At 63.7% G+C, this 17514-nt stretch carries 20 protein-coding genes and 2 tRNA genes; 3 read left to right on the forward strand and 19 right to left on the reverse strand.

Translation table 11 applies throughout. The features are described from left to right. The 10 genes from FCK22_RS08670 to FCK22_RS08715 all read right to left on the reverse strand — a co-directional run. The coding region (locus tag FCK22_RS08670; RefSeq protein ID WP_136720386.1) for a Ku protein at positions 1 to 694 on the reverse strand (694 nt) is incomplete at its 3' end. Positions 695 to 704: 10 nt separating this feature from the next. Then, on the reverse strand, positions 705 to 1652 hold the full coding sequence (locus tag FCK22_RS08675) for a YihY/virulence factor BrkB family protein (RefSeq protein WP_067266359.1): 948 nt from the start codon (positions 1650 to 1652) through the stop codon (positions 705 to 707). Positions 1653 to 1726: 74 nt separating this feature from the next. Further along, positions 1727 to 2998, reverse strand: a complete 1272-nt coding sequence (locus tag FCK22_RS08680) for a DUF3618 domain-containing protein (RefSeq protein ID WP_067266356.1) — start codon at positions 2996 to 2998, stop codon at positions 1727 to 1729. Continuing rightward, on the reverse strand, positions 2988 to 3386 hold the full coding sequence (locus FCK22_RS08685) for a phage holin family protein (protein ID WP_067266354.1): 399 nt from the start codon (positions 3384 to 3386) through the stop codon (positions 2988 to 2990). Before FCK22_RS08685 ends, FCK22_RS08680 begins: the two co-directional genes overlap by 11 nt. Further along, positions 3383 to 4000, reverse strand: coding sequence for a hypothetical protein (locus FCK22_RS08690; RefSeq protein WP_067266352.1), 618 nt, complete (start codon positions 3998 to 4000; stop codon positions 3383 to 3385). Before FCK22_RS08690 ends, FCK22_RS08685 begins: the two co-directional genes overlap by 4 nt. Before the next feature lie 285 nt (positions 4001 to 4285). Continuing rightward, positions 4286 to 5041: a lytic murein transglycosylase gene (locus FCK22_RS08695; protein WP_197470946.1), complete on the reverse strand. Its 756-nt coding sequence runs from the start codon at positions 5039 to 5041 to the stop codon at positions 4286 to 4288. Between the two features lie 141 nt (positions 5042 to 5182). Beyond that, positions 5183 to 5413 carry a hypothetical protein gene (locus FCK22_RS08700; protein WP_067266347.1) on the reverse strand — a complete coding sequence of 77 codons (231 nt, stop codon included), beginning with the start codon at positions 5411 to 5413 and terminating at the stop codon, positions 5183 to 5185. Between the two features lie 82 nt (positions 5414 to 5495). Then, a complete protein-coding gene (locus tag FCK22_RS08705) occupies positions 5496 to 6086 on the reverse strand; it encodes an exopolysaccharide biosynthesis protein (protein ID WP_067266344.1) in 591 nt (196 codons plus the stop codon). A gap of 138 nt (positions 6087 to 6224) precedes the next feature. Then, positions 6225 to 7631 (reverse strand): type I glutamate--ammonia ligase, encoded by a 1407-nt coding sequence (gene glnA, locus FCK22_RS08710; RefSeq protein ID WP_067266342.1) that lies wholly within the window; start codon positions 7629 to 7631, stop codon positions 6225 to 6227. A gap of 49 nt (positions 7632 to 7680) precedes the next feature. Beyond that, positions 7681 to 8019, reverse strand: a complete 339-nt coding sequence (locus FCK22_RS08715) for a P-II family nitrogen regulator (protein WP_067266338.1) — start codon at positions 8017 to 8019, stop codon at positions 7681 to 7683. 211 nt (positions 8020 to 8230) lie between these two features. Between FCK22_RS08715 and FCK22_RS08720 the strand changes: the two genes are divergently transcribed. After that, a complete protein-coding gene (locus tag FCK22_RS08720; RefSeq protein WP_067266335.1) occupies positions 8231 to 9085 on the forward strand; it encodes an NAD(P)H-hydrate dehydratase in 855 nt (284 codons plus the stop codon). Here FCK22_RS08720 and FCK22_RS08725 read toward each other — a convergent pair. After that, on the reverse strand, positions 9082 to 9603 hold the full coding sequence (locus FCK22_RS08725) for a Hint domain-containing protein (RefSeq protein WP_067266333.1): 522 nt from the start codon (positions 9601 to 9603) through the stop codon (positions 9082 to 9084). The two genes, FCK22_RS08720 and FCK22_RS08725, sit on opposite strands and share 4 nt — an antisense overlap. Positions 9604 to 9737: 134 nt before the next feature. Between FCK22_RS08725 and FCK22_RS08730 the strand changes: the two genes are divergently transcribed. Then, positions 9738 to 9821: transfer RNA gene (locus FCK22_RS08730), tRNA-Leu, on the forward strand. Positions 9822 to 9870: 49 nt separating this feature from the next. Here FCK22_RS08730 and FCK22_RS08735 read toward each other — a convergent pair. The 7 genes from FCK22_RS08735 to FCK22_RS08765 all read right to left on the reverse strand — a co-directional run bounded on the left by FCK22_RS08735 (position 9871) and on the right by FCK22_RS08765 (position 16405). Continuing rightward, positions 9871 to 10800, reverse strand: coding sequence for an AEC family transporter (locus tag FCK22_RS08735; RefSeq protein WP_067266328.1), 930 nt, complete (start codon positions 10798 to 10800; stop codon positions 9871 to 9873). Positions 10801 to 10863: 63 nt separating this feature from the next. Continuing rightward, a complete protein-coding gene (locus FCK22_RS08740) occupies positions 10864 to 11673 on the reverse strand; it encodes an MBL fold metallo-hydrolase (protein WP_067266327.1) in 810 nt (269 codons plus the stop codon). After that, positions 11673 to 12479 carry a TatD family hydrolase gene (locus FCK22_RS08745; protein ID WP_067266324.1) on the reverse strand — a complete coding sequence of 269 codons (807 nt, stop codon included), beginning with the start codon at positions 12477 to 12479 and terminating at the stop codon, positions 11673 to 11675. Before FCK22_RS08745 ends, FCK22_RS08740 begins: the two co-directional genes overlap by 1 nt. Positions 12480 to 12492: 13 nt before the next feature. After that, on the reverse strand, positions 12493 to 13605 hold the full coding sequence (locus FCK22_RS08750) for a DNA polymerase III subunit delta' (RefSeq protein WP_067266321.1): 1113 nt from the start codon (positions 13603 to 13605) through the stop codon (positions 12493 to 12495). Positions 13606 to 13657: 52 nt separating this feature from the next. Then, positions 13658 to 14302: a dTMP kinase gene (tmk, locus tag FCK22_RS08755; RefSeq protein ID WP_067266319.1), complete on the reverse strand. Its 645-nt coding sequence runs from the start codon at positions 14300 to 14302 to the stop codon at positions 13658 to 13660. Next, a complete protein-coding gene (locus tag FCK22_RS08760) occupies positions 14299 to 15489 on the reverse strand; it encodes a D-alanyl-D-alanine carboxypeptidase family protein (RefSeq protein WP_067266316.1) in 1191 nt (396 codons plus the stop codon). Before FCK22_RS08760 ends, tmk begins: the two co-directional genes overlap by 4 nt. Positions 15490 to 15511: 22 nt before the next feature. Further along, positions 15512 to 16405, reverse strand: a complete 894-nt coding sequence (locus tag FCK22_RS08765) for an SPOR domain-containing protein (protein ID WP_067266460.1) — start codon at positions 16403 to 16405, stop codon at positions 15512 to 15514. Between the two features lie 247 nt (positions 16406 to 16652). Here FCK22_RS08765 and FCK22_RS08770 point away from each other — a divergent pair. Next, positions 16653 to 16742 (forward strand) — tRNA-Ser (locus FCK22_RS08770). 21 nt (positions 16743 to 16763) lie between these two features. Here the strand turns inward: FCK22_RS08770 and FCK22_RS08775 are convergent. Beyond that, positions 16764 to 17483 (reverse strand): ABC transporter permease, encoded by a 720-nt coding sequence (locus FCK22_RS08775; protein ID WP_067266315.1) that lies wholly within the window; start codon positions 17481 to 17483, stop codon positions 16764 to 16766. Between the last annotated feature and the right edge of the window lie 31 nt (positions 17484 to 17514).

Raw genomic sequence — 17514 nt, forward strand, 5'->3', positions numbered from 1 at the left:
TCTTTTTGTTCTTCACCTTCGCATCCAACAGCTTTTGCATCGCCTCGGCATATTTGTCGGTATAGGCGGAGGCGTCGAAGGGCGCGGTTTTCTTGTCGATGAGCGAAGTCGCGACATCGAGCAATTCCTTGTCGGTCTTGTCGTCCTCGATATCGGTGAAGATCTGATCCGCCTCGCGCAGCTCATCGGCATAGTGCAGCGTCTCCATCAACAGCCCGTCGCCGCAGGGTTTGACGCAGGCCAGATATTCCTTGCCGCGCATGGTGACCTGCCCCAAACCAACCTTGCCAGACTGGCGCAGCGCATCGCGCACCACGCGGTAGGCGTCTTGGGCGAGATCGTCGGAAGCGGTGATGTAATAGGGTTTGTCGAAATAGAGCGGAGAGATTTCGCAGGCATCGACGAATTGGACCAACTCAAAGGTCTTTTTCGTCTCTAGCTTGATCTCATCCACCTCATCGGGGTCGAGCAGGATATATTCGTCGCTGCCGACCTCATAGCCTTTGACGATATCCTCGGCCTTGACCGGGCCGATGCCGGGCACGGATTTCTCATAGCGGACCCGCTTGCCCGAGGGTTTGTGAATTTGCCGAAAAGAGACTTTGGAACTGGTCTTGGTGGCCGAGAATATCTCGACCGGAATCGACACCAGCGAGAGGCGAAGTTGACCTTTCCAAAGTGCGCGCGGTGCCATGAGAATTCTCCTATTTGCCCTTCGCGCGGCCCAGCTTATCGGCCTTGACCGCGTCGCGTTGGCCCATCGGCTCATCCGGGCCGGTGGTGCTGTCCTTGCGGGTCTGGGCCTCCATCTCGGAGTTGAACTCAGCCCCCAGAAGCACGATGAAGGCTGAGATCCAAAGCCACATCAGCAGGATGATCGCCCCGGCCATGCTGCCGAAACTTTCGTTGTAGCTGCCGAAGTTGCTGACGTAGATCGAAAACCCGATAGAGGCGACGATCCACAAGATGCAGGCGATGATGGAGCCGGGGGTGAGCCATTTCCACTCCGCATCGTCACGGGCAGGGCCGTAGCGGTAGAGCACGGCCAGCGCGAGCGCGGTAAGTGCGGCAAGCAGCACCCAACTGCCGTAGGTGAGCAGCGTCTCGACCCAATCGGGCAGGGCGAGAAAGGCGACCACAGCAGGCACAGCCAACGTGGCCGCAAGGCCCAAGAGCAGCACGCCGATCAACATGAGGGTGAGGCCAAGCGTCCAGATCAGTTTGGAGACAAAACCACGGGTCTCATCCTCGTCATAGGCGACGTTCAGACCTTCCATCAGACTGCCCACGCCCTTGGACGCGGAGTAGAGCGCGAGGGCCAGACCGATCAAGAAGGCCCAGCCCAGACCCGTCTCTTCCGACCCCGTCACGGCGACGGCTTGGCCGAGGATGATATTGGCGGCTTCTTCGGGAATGAGGTTGGTCAGGGATTCAAGCTGCGCGGTGACCTGAGCGGGCTCCATTACCAATCCGGCGAGCGCCATCAGAGCGGTCACGGCAGGGAAAATCGCCAGCAGCGCGTAAAAGGCGACACCGGCGGCGACAAGCGACACATGATCGGCGGCGATCTCATCCTTGACCCGCAATAGGATGTCTTTCCATCCGGGGGCCGGTATCTCCATCGGCGTTTCCGCTTTCCGTCCGCGCGCCATATCTGGTCCTTTGACGTTAATTTCGTATCGTAAAATATGCCCGCCCCCGAGGTCGGGAGCGGGCGTGGCTTGGCTTAGCTCTTCACGTCGCCGAGCTTTTGCTTGTCGGCTTCGCTTTTAGCCGCGTCCGCGACGCGCTGACCGCTTTCCTTTGCCTTTTTCACGGCGGCATCGGCGGCGGTCTCTTCGTCGGCAGCGGCATCGGCATTGTCTTTGGTCTCTTTCAAGACCTTGCCTGCCTCATCCGTCGCGGCCTTGGCGACCTTGCCCAGCTTGTCACGCTCTTCCGCGTAGATACGCTCGGCCTCGTTAAAGAGCGCATCGCTGTGCTCGCCCATATAGGCGTCTTCGGTGCGGCTGCGGGGCAGGGCGGCGCCGATTGCGGCACCCACTGCGAGGGCCAGCGCACCGGCGACCATCGGATGCTCTTCGAACATGTCCGAGGCACGCTCACCGCCCTGACGGGCATAGCGACCGCCGGCGTTCCACGCATCCACGGCGCGGGCACGGGCCATCACGATACGCTCACGCGCTTCGGCGGTCATGTTTTCGGTGCCTTCTGACAGACGGTCCCGCAGGGCATGGGCGCGCTCATTGGCGGCATTGGCGCTGTCGCGTACGCTGTGGGCCGCGCCGCTGGCGGTGCTGCGGATGCTGTCCACGGCGGAACGCGTGCCATAGGACGCGCGGTCACGGGCATAGCGGGCGCCGCTGGCGACCGAGGAACCGGCGGAGCGGGCACGCCCGGCAGCCGAGCTTGCAGCGCCCTTGACGCTGCCAGCGGCAGAGCCTGCGGCACCGGAGACACCGCTCGCGGCGGAGCCTGCGGCCCCTTTCACGCTGCCTGCGGCAGAGCGGGCACGATCGCCGAAGCCGCGGCCATCATCGTCGTCGTGATGCACGTCACGGGCCCATGCGGGCACATCATCGGCAGCGCCGCGTTCGGAGCCATAGCTGGTGGCATAGGCGCTTGCGGGGGCAGAGGAACGACGCGCGCCGCGCACGGCGGGGCGGTTTTCGGTGTTTGTCACCGGTACCGGCACGGGATGTGCGCGGTCGCGGTCCAAACCTTCGTAGCCGCGGCGGTCACGGCTGTTGCCGCTGCCGAACATCATCCACGCAAGGCCCGCTCCTGTCAGCGCCAATGCGACCGGGTTGCGCTTGGCCGCGTCAGAGATGGAGCGACCCCAGTCGCCGCCATGCTCGCGGAACTGGTCAGAGAACTGACGCGCAATGCCTTCGACCGAAAAGCGGTCTTGCAGATCGTCCAGCGTATCGGCCAGACCGGCACGCTCCCGCTCGATTTCGCGTTCAATTTCTTCGGGGTTTCTGGAGTCATTTGTCATCGTAGACCTCCTTCATGGTCTCTGCGTCACGCTTGACGTTTTTGGCGGTGCGGCTCGGTGCAAGGCTGCTGAGCTTCAGATCATTGGTGCCTTTCTGGATCATCACATAGGCGACGATGGCCAGAAGAACGCCCACGATCACGGCGGACCAACCGGCGGCGATGCCAGCTTCGGTCAGGGCGGCCACGAGGGCGGCGCTCAACACGTTCAGGGCGGTGAGGGCCACAACCACGGCGCCGACGATCAGGCCAATGGCCACGCCCGCATGTTTCAGGTTCTCATTCACTTCGGCGCGGGCCAGATCGACCTCTTTGCGCATCAGCGAACTGACGTGGGAGAGTGCTTCGGTCAGCAGGCTCCCGGCGGATTTATTGCTTTCGGTGGTCATACTTTATCTCCTGTAACGACGTTGGGCGCGGCAGGCTGAGTTGTCGGCTGAGCGGCGGTGCGGCCGGGCACGGTGCTGGCAGCACCGGTGGGCGGCGTGCCGGTCATCGGACGGTCGATGCGGTCGTCGTCGTCATATTCGACGCCGGTGCCGCCGTAGCCGCCCTGAGGCCGATCGCTGGAGGCTTTGGCGAAACGGGTCGCCACGAAGCCCAGAAGGGCCGCGCCACCGAGGAAGACCAGCGGGTTGCGCTTGGCGAAACCGTTCAGGTCGCCCATCATCTCGCCCAGATCCTTGTCGCGCATGGTGTCAGAGACATCGGCGAGACCATCGGCCAACTGGCTAAAGCTACGCTCCTGCGGAGAGCCGCTGCGCAATTCATCTGCCGCGGTGCGCAGGGCAGAGGCCACGCCTTTGACCTCGTCAGCGGCGGTGTCGCGCGCTTGGTAGGCATAGTTGGTCGCTTCGGCGGACACGGTGTCGGCGACGTCGCGGGCCTGCGCCTTGGCGGATTCAGCGGCGTTGCTCGCGGCAGCGGCGGCTTTGTCTTTTGCAGCGGTCGCCTGCTCTTTGGCGGCGGCGCTTTGGGTCTGTGTGGTGTTGTTGTCGGGCATGGTGACCTCCTTTAAAATACGAGATTCAGGATCGCGAGAACGACCACGATCAGGCCGATGAGGTAGAAAATTCCGTGCATGGGTCCCTCCATTCGTCTGCAGCAATTATCTTATCTACAGTCCAACGACTGACGCCGCGGGGGGTTCCCCCCGGGGGGCAAAAGATTGCAAGGAACCCTTTGGCAGGCCGAAATTAAATGGGCTGCGGGGGGCGCTGCGCGCCAAATGCAAACGGCGCGCCCCGGGTGGGGACGCGCCGCCGCTTAACTTAGGATAAATGGGCTGTTAGCCGTCGATGCGGCTGGCCATGATGGCGATGGCCTTTTGGTACACGCCCGCCGCGTTCCAAGCTTGGATCACGCGGAAGTTCGGCTGCCCCTCTTGATAGCCCGCCCCCGGCTGCCAGCCTTTCTGCCGCAGGAAATTGGCGGTGGAGGCCAGTGCGTCGACCTGATTGTAGAAATCGACCCGACCGTCGCCATTGCCGTCAACCCCATAGCGCAGCGCGTTGCCGGGCAGGAATTGCGTGTGGCCCAACTCACCATGTTTCGCGCCTTGGGTGTTAGAGGTGATGGCCCCGCGGTCGACCAGTTTCAGCGCGCCAATGGCATGGGGCACGAAAAAGTCGGAGCGGCGGCAATCATAGGCCAGCGTGGTGATGGCCGAGACGACAGCGCTATTGCCCATGAAACCGCCAAAGCCCGTCTCCATCCCGTGGATCGCCAGCAAGACCCCCGCAGGCACGCCATAGCGCTGCTCAAGCGCGCTATAGAGCCCGGCGTTGCGCGCTTTGCGTTTACGGCCTTGGGCCACGATCGTATCCGCGCCGCGCACCTGCATGAACTTGGACAGGGAGTATTTGAAGGATTTCTGGTTCCGGTCGGCGGCGATGGTGCCATTGGCGTAGCGCGCGCTTGCCAATGCGTCCAAGCCGCGCTGGCCGACGCCTGCGGCGCGGGCCTCTTGGGCGAAAGCGCCTTTCCATGCCTCAAAGCCATTGGCCGTATTGCCGCATTGCGCGGCCAAAGTCGGCGCGGCCATGAAGGTGCAGATGGCCGCGGTGGTGGTGAAAAGTGTTCTGAACATGAGATTGACCCTCTGCGTCTGTGTGCCGAGCAAAGGTTAGCCCATATGGGCAACGGTTCAACTCACTTGGCGACCGAAAGGGAAAATCTTTGGCCCTCAGCGGGGCAGTAGGGCGCGGATGTATTCAAGGGCGGTGCCGGCCCAGAGATTGACCTGCGGCGCGCTGTCTTGGGCGAAGCTTGCTCCACCAAAGAGCAGGCCGATGGTCACCAGAAAGACCAGCCCTTTGCGGCTGCGCTTGGCGCGGCGCTGCCTGCCGCGCGCCTGTTTTGCGCGCTGTTCAATGCGGTGCAGCCGCTCGTTAAAGGTCGTCGTAGAAATCGCCATCTATCCGCTTCCTTAGCCGGGTCTTGGTAAAGAGTGCTTAAGCGCTGTGGCTCTTTTAAGGCGATGGTGGGGCGCGGGGCGGTCAGCCGCCCAGAAAATAGGAGGCACCTGCAAAAGCCGCGATCCCGGCGCCGATAAAGCCCAGCAGCATGAGCAGCCCGTCGCGATAAAGCAGCGCCAGCCCGAAGATGGAAATCACGATCATCGGCGCGGAGGTGGCGAAGGGCACCACCTCAAGCGGGGGGACGGAAAAGCACAGGCAAAGGATGACGACACAGGCGACCTTTTGACCGGTGGCGCCTGCAATGCGCGACAGCCGGGCCTGTAGCTTATCGTCGATCCATTGCGAGACGGGCCGCAGCCATTCGACGGATTTCAGCACCTTGTCGGTATCCAATGTGCGCTTGCGCAGCCAGTTCGGGGCCCAGAAATGCTCATACCCCAGTAGCATCCGCAGGGCGAGCAGCCCCACCAGAAGGGCCAGCGCAGTGGGAAAGCCGGGGATGCCGCCGAGGGGGGTAAGCTCCATCAGCGGCAGTACGGCAAGGGCGGGACCATAGCCGCGCTGGTCGAGCGCGTCGATTAATTGGCCAACTTCAACGGTCTCTTTCCCCTCGGATGCGTCTTTCAACTCATCGACAACATCCGTCAGCGCCGTTGAATCATCGGCCATGATGCGCACTCCTTCTTTGCTGCTCTGCCAAGCCAACGCGGCAAGGCAGGCTCTGTTCCGGGGGGTGCCATGCAAAAGGGCGCGGAATGAACCGCGCCCTTTCGACTTTCTCTCGCGCCCCGCGGGGCGGGTGGCTGATCAGCAGCTGTAGTACATGCCGAATTCAACGGGGTGCGGGGTCTGTTCGAATTTCAGAACCTCTTCCGTCTTCAGCGCGATATAGCCTTCGATCTGGTCGCGGGTGAACACGTCACCGGCCAGCAGATAGTCCATGTCGTTGGACAGCTCGTCCAGCGCTTCGCGCAGCGAACCGGCCACTGTCGGGATGTCTGCCAGCTCTTCCGCGGGGAGGTCATAGAGGTTCTTGTCCATCGCCTCGCCCGGGTCGATCTTGTTCTTGATGCCGTCAAGGCCGGCCATCAAGAGGGCCGAGAACGCCAGATAGGGGTTCGCCGCCGGATCGGGGAAACGGGCCTCAACGCGCTTGGCCTTGGGGCTTTCGGTCCACGGGATACGCACGCAGCCCGAACGGTTACGCGCGGAGTAGGCGCGCAGAACCGGCGCTTCGAAACCCGGGATCAGACGCTTGTAGCTGTTGGTCGTCGGGTTGGTGAAGGCATTGAGCGATTTGGCGTGGGCCAGAATGCCGCCGATGAACCACAGTGCCTCTTGGCTGAGATCGGCGTATTTGTCGCCCGCAAACAGCGGCTTGCCGTCTTTCCAGATCGACATGTTCACGTGCATGCCCGAGCCGTTGTCGCCAAAGACCGGCTTCGGCATGAAGGTCGCCGATTTGCCATAGGCGTGGGCCACGTTGTGGATCACGTATTTGTACTTCTGGATTTCATCCGCCTGTTTGGTCAGCTCACCAAAAATCAGACCCAGCTCGTGCTGGCAGGAGGCAACCTCGTGGTGATGCTTGTCGACCTTCATGCCAAGGCGCTTCATGGTCGAGAGCATCTCGGCGCGCAGGTCTTGCGCTTCGTCCACCGGGTTCACCGGGAAGTAGCCGCCTTTGAGGCCCGGGCGGTGGCCCATGTTGCCCATCTCATAGTCGGTGTCGGTGTTCCACGAGCCGTCGGATGCGTCAACTTCGTAAGATACCTTGTTGACTTCGTTCGAGAATTTGACGTTGTCAAAGAGGAAGAACTCAGCCTCGGGGCCAAAGTAGGCGTTGTCGCCAATGCCCGAGGAACGCAGATAGGCTTCGGCCTTTTCCGCGGTGCCACGGGGGTCACGCTCATAGCTTTCGCCGGTGTCGGGCTCAACGATGGAGCAGTGCATGCAGATCGTGGTTTCGGCATAGAAGGGGTCGACATAGGCGGTGCTGACGTCGGGCATCAGCTTCATGTCGGAGGCTTCGATGCTTTTCCAACCTGCGATGGAGGAGCCGTCGAACATGAAGCCTTCTTCGAGGAAGTCTTCGTCGACCAGATCGCTCACGATGGTAACGTGCTGCAAGGCGCCGCGGGTGTCGGTAAAGCGGATGTCGACATATTCGATGCCTTCATCTTTGATTTTGCTCAGGAATTCCTGGGTATCCATCGTGTAGGTCCTTTATGGTCTATTCGTAGTCTGGGCCCGAGGGCCGTTGTCAAAGCGCGTCTGAACCGGATTCACCGGTACGGATGCGAATTGTTTGTTCAACAGGGGAAACGAAGATTTTGCCGTCACCGATTTTCTCCGTCTTGGCGGCGTCGACGATGGCCTCGATAGCGGCATCGACCTGGTCGTCATCCAATACCACTTCGACCTTCACTTTGGGAAGGAAATCTACAACATATTCCGCACCGCGATAGAGCTCGGTGTGGCCTTTCTGGCGGCCGAAGCCTTTCACTTCAATCACACTCAGACCTTGAACGCCCACGTCTTGAAGGGCTTCTTTGACTTCGTCGAGTTTGAACGGCTTGATGATGGCTTCGATCTTTTTCATGGTAATCCCCTGACAATTCCCGCGCATTTATGCTCTGGTTTCGACAGAGCATCCCGCCCGCGTAACGTCCAGCGCCGGGCAGGGGGTAACATGGCGCGGCGGATGCATTTGCCAAGGGTCGCTGAGAATTTGCGCAACGCGCCTAAAAAATAAGCATTCGTGAATCGGCTCCGGGCTGTACCTTTTGGCGGCAGTTGCTAGATCCCTTCGCATGCGTATTCCCGAGATCACCCGCGAGAGCCTGAACGTCGATTTACTGCGCAAAGAGCCGGGGCATAAATATGACCACGGTCATGCGCTCGTCCTATCTGGCGGGCCGGGCCAGACCGGGGCCGCGCGTATGGCGGCGCGCGGGGCGCTGCGGATCGGGGCAGGGGCCGTGACCTTGGGCGTGCCGCCCGTCGCGCAGCTTGAAGCGGCGATGCAACTCACGGCGGTCATGCTGCAACGGATACCGGATGGCGCGGCCCTGTCCGAAACGCTCGAAGACAGCCGGATCAACGCGCTCTGCCTCGGGCCCGCCTTGGGATTGGGCGCGCGCGCAGCGGGGCTTGTCAAAGCAGCCCTCGCCGCGCCGCATGTCGTGTTGGACGCCGATGCGATCACCCTGCTGTCGCAAGAGGCCGACCTGCGCGACGCGCTTCATGAAGGCTGCGTTTTGACCCCGCATATGGGGGAGTTCGCCCGGCTGGCCCCAGATCTGGCCGAGGCAACGAAAGCCGAGGAGGAGGGGGCCAAGGCGCAGGCCGCGCGCGAGGCTGCCGCGCGGTTCGGCTGCGTGATCTTATTGAAAGGGCCGGAAACGATCATCGCCACGCCCGGTGGAGAGGTCCGGCGGCATAGCGCGATCCAAGACCGGGCAACTCCTTGGCTGGCCACCGCTGGGGCGGGTGATGTCTTGGCGGGGCTTATCACCGGGCTGCTCGCGCGGGAGATCGCCCCGGTCGAAGCAGCCTCCACCGCGGCGTGGATACATGCCGAGGCAGCGCTGCTGCATGGGCCGGGGCTGATCGCCGAGGACCTGCCCGATCTGATGCCGCAAGTGCTGCGGGACTTGGGGGTTTAGGCCGCGTGCAACACCGCGCCGCGGGCGCGGGCGGCATCGGCGGTGCCAAGCTCCAGCCCATCGGCGTAGATCACATGCGGGCCGTCGCAAAATATCTGGATCAGGGTCGTCTCTTCCTCCCCCAAATCGGTGATGAATTCATCGTCGACCAAGGCCCGCGCCGCGACCAAGGCGCGTTCGGAATTGAAAAGCGCCCGCGCGCGCCAATCCCGCACCAGCACCATCTGATCCCCGGCGAGGGCGACGTCGCGCTCGGGCCGCGTGTGGCCCAGCGATCCCGCCGCCAGCGCGATGCGCCGCACGCTGCGGGTCGTGCGTTGAATATGAAGGATTTTTGCAAAGCCACTGTCACGCGTAATGACCCGATCCCCGACCGAGAGATACTCAACCGGGATTTCACCATCCAGCGTCAAAATAAGGGCGCCCTGCACAAGACCGGTGTCCAGCGCAGCGAATGGGGAAAACTGCCCCCCATGGCGATCTTTGCCGCCTACGCACCCGACCGTATTCGGTTTCATGGGCGTCTCTTTCTATTGTACCTGCCTCAGGTATCACCAACCATATGCAAACATCCGGTTAATGTCTTGTGCTTTTTTGCTCTCGCATCTGCCGCGCGGGTTTGCTAATCAGCGCGGGCACCGGTTGGTGCAGTGCGGGTGTGGCGGAATTGGTAGACGCACCAGATTTAGGTTCTGGCGCCTTTGGCGTGGGGGTTCGAGTCCCTTCACCCGCACCACTTTCCCCGGTAAATCACAGAGATCGCGGGCTTTTCGCGCACGGCCCGCTCAGCCCAGCACCGTGAGCCACAGCCATACCGTCAGGATCGAGCTGCCCGTCGCGATCAGCACGGAGCTGGCCGCCACACGGCGCGCGCGGCCGTACATATTGGCGAAAATATAGGCGTTGAACCCCGGTGCCATCGCCGCCGTCAGCACGCCGGACCGGAAACCGGCCTGCGGCAGCGACAGCATGGTGCCAAAGCTCCAGACCAGCGCGGGATGCACCAAAAGGGCAATGGCGCAGACCATGAGGATCGCCTTCATGTCGCCTTCGGGCTTGTATTGCAGCAGCACGCCGCCAAGCGCGAAGAGCGCGGCAGGCAGGGCGGCGCGGACAATGAGCGACAGCGCGTCATCCACCACACCGGGGATCGGCAGACCGCTGAGGTTGACGGCAAAGCCGCCGAGGATCGCCAGAACCAGCGCGTTGCGAAACATCGCCCGGCTGACATTGCGCAGCAGCGACAGGCCCGATTGCCCGCGGTTGCGCACGAATTCCATCACCGTGATGCCCAAACCGTAGCAAAAGGGCGCGTGGAACGACAGGATCGCATAGTTCCCGGCCAGCGCCTCGGGCCCGTAAGCGCGTTCGGTGATCGGCAGGCCCAGCAGGATCGAATTCGAGAACAGGCAGCAAAATCCGATCGCCACGCTGTCTTCCCAGTCGCGGCGGAACAAGAGCCGCGCGCCAAGGATGCCAAGCGCAAAACACAGCGCCGCGCCTCCGTAGAAACTGCCCAGAAGGCGCGGGTCATAGCTGCTCGACAGATCAATGCGGGCGATGGCTTGGAACAGCAGACAGGGGATCGCGAAGTTCTGGGTGAATTTCATCACCCCGTCGATGCCCGAGACGGGGAAGAGCCCACGCCAGACCGCAACATAACCAAAGCCGATGACCAGAAAGACCGGCAGGATGACGTCTAAAAGAGTTTGCACTTGATAGGGGCCTTATGGGGGTGCGGCGGGGGCGCCGACCCTCAGGCCCGCGCCCGGCGCTGCCTAGTCTGAATGGGGAAGGGGGAAATGAAGGGTCAGCCCGTCATAGGCCGGTTGAATGTAATCCGGCGTCTCTGCGGCGACGGTGTGGTAATCAAGGTCGTTGTGCATATTGGTCAGGACCGCCGTTTCGGGCGCCACGCGGTCGATCCAGCTAAGGGTCTGCGCCAGATGGCTATGGGTCGGATGCGGCTCCCGGCGCAGGGCGTCGACGATCCAGCAGCGCAGGTTGTCCATCATCGGCCAGCACGCCTCAGGGATGGCCGAGACATCGGGCAGATAGACGATATCATCAAAGCGAAAACCGAGCGCGTCGATATTGCCATGGGTGACGGTGAAGGGGTTGAATTTCAGCGTGCCACCCGGGCCGTCGATGCTGACCTCGCCGGTGATCTCATGCATGTCGAGGATGGGCGGGTAGCTCGACCATTCCGGCTGCACGAAGGCATAGCCGAACCGTTCGATCAGCGCGTCCCGGGTGGGCGCATCGGCCCAGACCGGCAGCCGCGCGCGCATGTTCATCACCACCATGCGCAAATCGTCCAGTCCGTGAACGTGATCCGCGTGGGAATGGGTATAGATCACCGCATCGAGCCGCCCGATGCCTGCGTCCAACAGCTGGCTGCGCATGTCGGGGGAGGTGTCGATCAAGACGGTGGTCGTGCCTGCCTCCGTCACCCGCTCCACAAGGATCGAGCAGCGGCGGCGGGTGTTCTTGGGCTCATTCGGGTCGCAAGCGCCCCAGTGGCCGCCGATCCGCGGAACCCCGCCGGAGGAGCCGCAGCCCAATATGGTCACCCGCAGGTCGGTCATCAGCGCGCAGGCTCCCAAGCGGCGGCTTTCGCGAAGAGACGCTCAAAATTCTCCTGCGTGCGGGCCGCGAAATCGGCGTAGTCGAGGCCAAAGGTCTCTGCCGCGCGGCGGGCGGTATGGGCGGTAAAGGCAGGCTCATTCGGTTTGCCGCGATGCGGCGGCGGGGCGAGATAGGGCGCGTCGGTTTCCACCAGAATACGGTCGAGCGGGGCGGCGGCGAAAATATCGCGCAGCGCCTGCGATTTGGGGAAGGCGGTGATGCCGGACATCGACAGGTAGAACCCCAGATCGAGCGCGGCACGGGCCAGTTCAGCGGAGGAGGAGAAGCAATGCATGACGCAGCTATAAGCGCCATTCGCATGTTCTTCGCGCAGGATGCGGGCCATGTCGTCATCCGCATCGCGGGCATGGATGATCAGCGGTAAGCCACTTTCCCGCGCCGCGGCGATATGGATGCGCAGGGAGGTCTTTTGCACCTTGGCGCTCTCTGCGGTGTAGTGGTAGTCGAGGCCCGTCTCACCGATGCCGACCATCTTGGGGTGCTGGGTCAGGGCGAGAAGTTCGTCGACCGAAGCCATCGGCTCTTCCGCGGCAGACATCGGGTGGGTGCCTGCGGCGTAGAACACCGGCTCATGCGCCTCGGCGATGGCCCGCACGCTCGGCTCATTCTTTAGCCGGGTGCAGATGGTGACCATGCGCGTGACGCCAGCCTCCGCCGCGCGGGCGATGACGCGGGGCAGGTCTTCTTGCAGGCTCTCGAAATCGAGGTGGCAGTGGCTGTCGGTGATCTGGGGCGTGTCGGTCATGCTGTCCTTTCGGCTATCTTGGCGCCGTCTGGCCTATCTGCCGCAGGGTATCTAGGACCAGCGCGGCAGGGTCAAGGTTCACCGCCAGCCCGTGACGGGCGCGGTCGGATATCTGCTGCGCCGCGTCGGCCCATGCGCGCCCCTGTGCGGGGCTGGGCGAAAGGCGTTGCAGCACGGCAATCTCATCGGCGCAGGCGGGCTGCGCGGGCGGCGCACCGGTGGCCCCGGTGCGGGCCAGACGCACCAGCAGCAGGTCCAGCAGAGTAAAGAGCAGGTCGAGTTTCGCCTCCCCCCCGCGCTGTGCTGCGGCTTCGGCCAGTTTGATGGCGCGGCCCCGGTCAAGTTGCGGCAGCGAAGAGAGCAGCCCGACGAGATCGGCATAGGTTTTCACCCCGCCCATCAGCGACAGGCGCAGCGCCCCGCCGACCGACCCGCCGGAAAGCTCGGCCAGCGCGGCGGGATCGTCCTCGACTTCCACACCCGAGCCGTCCAGCGCCTCGGCCATCTGAGCCGCGTCGAGCGTGCCGAGGCGTAGGGTGCGGCAGCGCGAGCGGATGGTGGGCAAAAGGCTGGAGGGCTGGTGGCTGAGCAGCAGCAGAACGGCGCGCTCCGGCGGTTCCTCCAGCATCTTCAGCAGCGCGTTGGCGGCGTTGGGGTTCATCTCATCCGCGTCGTCGATGATGACCACGCGGCGGCCCCCATCGGTGGCGGACATCTGGAAGAAACCGTTCAGCGCGCGGATGTCATCGACGACGATCTGCTTGCGCATCTTCTTGGTGTCGGGGTTCAGCGTGCGGGTGACGGACTTCAGCCCCGCCTCGGCCCCGGCGGCGACGCGGCGGGCGACCGGGTGGTCGGGGTCGATCTCAAGCGTCTCGGCCGGGGGCAGGTCGAACATCCCGCCATCGGGGTCGGGGGTCGCCAGAAGAAACCGCGCGATGCGCCATGCCAGCGTCGCCTTGCCCACACCGCGCGGGCCGGTCAGCATCCATGCGTGATGCAATTTTCCGCTGTTGAAAGCGTCGAGAAAGGCAGCCTCGGCGGCGCTTTGGCCGATCAGTTTCGGCGTGTCGCGCGGGTGGCGGGCACCTTCCACACGGTCTGGCTGGGGGGCGTCGTCTGTCATGGCCTCGGTCTAGCATGTTTCGCCGCAGAGGGAAGCGGGCAGGGCGCGTGGATCAGCCCAAACGCGCGGTCACGCAGGCGGTCACCTCTTGAGCCACGCTGTCGATGTCGCGGCCCCCGTCGATCACATGGAAGCGGTCGCTGAACTCCTCGGCAAGGCTCAGAAAACCGGCGCGCATCTTGGCTTGGAGTTCCACGCCGAAATCCTCGAACCGCTCCTCTGCCGTCTGGCGCGAGAGGGCGCGTTCAAGGCCATGGGCCGGATCCATGTCGATCAAGAGGGTCAGGTCAGGCTCCACCCCGATCATCAGCGCGTGCAGGTCATCGACCATCTGCCGCAGATCGCCGCGCGACAGCCCCTGATACATCCGCGTGCTATCGGCAAATCGGTCGCAGATTACGACCTTCCCGGCGTCGAGCGCGGGGCGAATGGTGCGTTCAAGATGATCGCGGCGGGCGGCGGTGAAGAGCAGGATTTCCGTCTGCGCCGACCAGCGGTCGGGATCACCCTGCAAGACAAGCGCACGAATTTCCTCGGCCCCCGGGCTGCCGCCCGGTTCGCGGGTCAGCACCACGTCATGGCCCTGTGCCGTCAGATGATCCGCCAGAAGTCGCGCTTGGGTGGATTTGCCAGAGCCATCAATGCCTTCGAAAGTGACGAAGAGGCCCGGCGCGCGGGCCTTCTCTGCGCTGGTCACGAAGTTTCCGCTTCCACGGTGGGGGCCGCCTGCGGGCCTGCGTTGAGGCGGTTCATCAGATGCAGGGCGGCGGCGGTCATCTTGACCATGAACCCGCCCGGCGCGATGGAGGTTGAGGCCACCAGCGGCACGCGCATCGCGGGCAAATCGCCCCGGTCGACCACCAGTTCGCCCAATTCGTCCCCCTTGCTGATCGGCGCTTGGAACGGGCCGGTGTAGATCACCTCGGCCTCGATCTCATCCCCGCCGGTGACAGGCACCAGCATCGACAGATCGTCTTTCAGCTCAAGCCCGACCGATTGGGTCGTGCCAAGGGCCACGGGGGCTTCGGCAATGCGGGTGCCCGCTTCGCCCAGATCACGCTGCGTGAACTGGCGGAAGGCCCAGTTGACCACCGATTCAGCCTCCTGCGCGCGGGCGGCGGCGCTGTCGAGGCCGGAAAGCACAAAGATCACCCGGCGGTCGCCCTGTTTGGCCGAACCGACAAGCCCATAGCCCGCTTCATTGGTGTGCCCGGTTTTCAGGCCATCCGCGCCGATGCCCAGACCCAAAAGCGGGTTGCGGTTGGTCTTGTTCTGCGGCGCGCGGCCATCAAAGGCGAACTCCCGTTCGGCGAAAAGCGGGTAGAACTGCGGGAAATCGGTGATGATCCGGTTGGCCAGCAGCCCCAGATCGCGCACCGACATCAGATGCCCCGCCTGCGGCCAGCCATTGGAATTGGCGAAGGTGGAATTGGTCATCCCCATCTGCTGCGCGCGCTGTGTCATCAGCCGGGCAAAGCCGTATTCGGTGCCATCGGGGCTCAGCGCTTCGGCAATCACGGCGCTGGCGTCATTGCCCGACAGCACGATGATGCCGCGGATCAGGTCTTCGACCGAGACACGGTCGGTGGTGTCGAGGAACATGGTCGAGCCGCCATAGGACATGGCGTGCTCCGAGACGGGCAGTTTCTCAACCAAATCGAGCCCGCCGTTCTGCTTGCCACGCTCCACGGCCTCGAAGGCCATGTAGAGCGTCATCAGCTTGGACATGGAGGCGGGCGGCAGCGGCTCATCCGCGTTCTTGGCCAGCAGCACGGTGCCGGTGGTCTGGTCCAACACATAGGCGGCGGTGGCGCGGGTATCGAAAGCGGCGGCGGGCTGGAGCGTCAGCACCAGTGCCACGGCGGCGGCAAAAAGGCGGATCATAGGAAGCATTTCCTCCGGTTTGTCAGTTCGACACGGCGTAGGCGTCGGTAAAGCCCTCGGCCTTGACCTTCTTGAGAAGGGTATCGAGTTCGGATTTGCTGGTGGCGGGGCCGATCACCACGCGCCAGAAGGGTTTGTTATTGATCGCGCTTTGCTTGACGGTGGGCACCATGCCCGCGCCGCGCATCTGTTTGGCGGTGCGGGTGGCATTGGCCTCCACGCTGAAAATGCCCAGTTGCACGTAGGGTTTGGACAGTTTCGCACCAGCCGCCGGGCGCGCCGGTTTCGGGGCCGCGGGGGCGGGCGGTTTGGCCGCCGGTTTGGCGGTGGCAGTGGCAGCGGTGCTGGCCGTCGGCGCAGGGGCCAGCGCCGTGGCGGTAACAGGGGCGGGGCTGGCAAGAGTGGCTGCAGCGTCACCGCTATTCTCGGCCTCAAAGCTCTCTTCCGGGGCGGCGCTTTCCTCGCGGCGCAGGGCGGTCACGTTCAGCGGCGTCGGGGCGCCCGCCAGAATGCCAAGCGCGGCGGCGGCATCCGAAGAGATTTGCAGTTTGGGTCCGGGCAACTCCCGCTCGCGCCTGAACAGGGCACCGATGACGAATTTGCCGTTCGCCTCATTGCGCACGATCACGCGTTCAGGTTCGGTGACGTCCGGATGCGCCACCCAGACCCCGCCGAGCGAGGGGCGCCCGTCCCAAAGACCCTCATCCGTGGCTGAGAAAACCTCGGGCGCTTCGACATCACGCTCCACCAATTTGGTCGAGGTGCTGCGCGGCGCGCTGGCACCTTCGTTTGCACCGAAGGGGAGTTTGAAATCGCCACCCTCGCAACCGGCCAGCAAACCAACTGCCAGAATGCCCACGCCCAAGCCCGCCGCGCGGCTTTTCTTGATGCGCAACGGTTGATTGTCCCTGCTCATGCCCTTGATGTCCTTGCCTGCTGTCGTCGCGCGCCGCGACCCATGTCCCGCGAGAATGTCGCGCCGTTGGATCGGCACGCCCTGCGCCCCTCTGAAAGGGGCTTTGGCGCAGAGTAACCCGACCGGGCGGCGCTTGAAAAGACCGCGCAGGGCAGATCGGCGAATTTCCCCAAAGGGGTGCGGGGGGCTGGCCGCGAAAATGTGCGTTTGCCGAATCGATCCCGGCGCTCTAGGAGGAGCGTACTGCGGAGGAGTGGCAGAGTGGTCGAATGCACCGGTCTTGAAAACCGGCGTGCGTGAGAGCGTACCGTGGGTTCGAATCCCACCTCCTCCGCCAGCACACCCACCGCCCAGCCCCTCACATATAAAACCGCCGTGCCGTCCAGCGGGCGAGCGCTTCGACCGCGGACCAGAGCAGCAGCGACAGCGCCGCGAGCACGATCAGGGCCGCGAACATGAGCGCGGTTTGGCCGCGGCCATTGGCCATCAGCATCAGATGCCCCAGCCCGCGGGAGGAGCCGACCCATTCGCCGATCAGTACCGCGAGGGGGCCATAGACCACCGCCAGACGCAGGCCCGAGATCAGGCCGGGCACGGCGTGGGGCAGGCGCAGCAGCAGTGTTTCGCGCCAGCGGTTGGCGCCGGAAAGATGCGCCAGATCGCGCAGGCCCGGGGGCAGCGCCATTAGCCGGTCGAAGAGGGCCGAGGCGATGGGAAAATAGGTGACCAGCGCGATGGTCACGATCTTGGAGGGCATCCCGTAGCCAAGCCAAAGGGTGATGACCGGGGCGAGGGCGAAGACAGGCACGGCCTGAGCCACCACCAGCATCGGGCGCAGCAGCCAGCGCGCGCGGCGCGAGAGCGTCAGCAACAGCGCCGTTTCGATGCCGAGGAAAATGCCCAAACTCAAGCCCAGCGCAAGATTGCCCGCCGACCACAGCGCATTCTGCCAGAGCAGCGCGGCATTCCCGCCCAGCGCTTGCAAGACAAGCCAAGGCCCCGGCAGGATGAAACGCGGCACGCCGCTGAGGGTGACGACAAGCTGCCAGATCGCGACGGCGAGGGCGAAGCAGACCATGCCACGCCATAATTTATGCAACGTAGATACC

The organism is Sulfitobacter sp. 15WGC (genome assembly GCF_005068605.1).
Taxonomy (GTDB): Bacteria; Pseudomonadota; Alphaproteobacteria; order Rhodobacterales; family Rhodobacteraceae; genus Sulfitobacter; species Sulfitobacter faviae.

Bases quoted from the DNA above. Each gene is read 5' to 3' on its own strand.
- FCK22_RS08690 (WP_067266352.1), bottom strand. From the start codon at position 4,000: ATGCCCGACAACAACACCACACAGACCCAAAGCGCCGCCGCCAAAGAG.
- glnA (WP_067266342.1), bottom strand. From the start codon at position 7,631: ATGGATACCCAGGAATTCCTGAGCAAAATCAAAGATGAAGGCATCGAA.
- FCK22_RS08725 (WP_067266333.1), bottom strand. From the start codon at position 9,603: ATGAAACCGAATACGGTCGGGTGCGTAGGCGGCAAAGATCGCCATGGG.
- FCK22_RS08775 (WP_067266315.1), bottom strand. From the start codon at position 17,483: ATGGTCTGCTTCGCCCTCGCCGTCGCGATCTGGCAGCTTGTCGTCACC.
- FCK22_RS08745 (WP_067266324.1), bottom strand. From the start codon at position 12,479: ATGACCGACACGCCCCAGATCACCGACAGCCACTGCCACCTCGATTTC.
- FCK22_RS08700 (WP_067266347.1), bottom strand. From the start codon at position 5,413: ATGGCGATTTCTACGACGACCTTTAACGAGCGGCTGCACCGCATTGAA.
- FCK22_RS08675 (WP_067266359.1), bottom strand. From the start codon at position 1,652: ATGGCGCGCGGACGGAAAGCGGAAACGCCGATGGAGATACCGGCCCCC.
- FCK22_RS08695 (WP_197470946.1), bottom strand. From the start codon at position 5,041: ATGGCCGCGCCGACTTTGGCCGCGCAATGCGGCAATACGGCCAATGGC.
- FCK22_RS08765 (WP_067266460.1), bottom strand. From the start codon at position 16,405: ATGAGCAGGGACAATCAACCGTTGCGCATCAAGAAAAGCCGCGCGGCG.
- FCK22_RS08685 (WP_067266354.1), bottom strand. From the start codon at position 3,386: ATGACCACCGAAAGCAATAAATCCGCCGGGAGCCTGCTGACCGAAGCA.
- FCK22_RS08705 (WP_067266344.1), bottom strand. From the start codon at position 6,086: ATGGCCGATGATTCAACGGCGCTGACGGATGTTGTCGATGAGTTGAAA.
- FCK22_RS08740 (WP_067266327.1), bottom strand. From the start codon at position 11,673: ATGACCGACCTGCGGGTGACCATATTGGGCTGCGGCTCCTCCGGCGGG.
- FCK22_RS08715 (WP_067266338.1), bottom strand. From the start codon at position 8,019: ATGAAAAAGATCGAAGCCATCATCAAGCCGTTCAAACTCGACGAAGTC.
- FCK22_RS08760 (WP_067266316.1), bottom strand. From the start codon at position 15,489: ATGATCCGCCTTTTTGCCGCCGCCGTGGCACTGGTGCTGACGCTCCAG.
- FCK22_RS08680 (WP_067266356.1), bottom strand. From the start codon at position 2,998: ATGACAAATGACTCCAGAAACCCCGAAGAAATTGAACGCGAAATCGAG.
- FCK22_RS08750 (WP_067266321.1), bottom strand. From the start codon at position 13,605: ATGACAGACGACGCCCCCCAGCCAGACCGTGTGGAAGGTGCCCGCCAC.
- FCK22_RS08720 (WP_067266335.1), top strand. From the start codon at position 8,231: ATGCGTATTCCCGAGATCACCCGCGAGAGCCTGAACGTCGATTTACTG.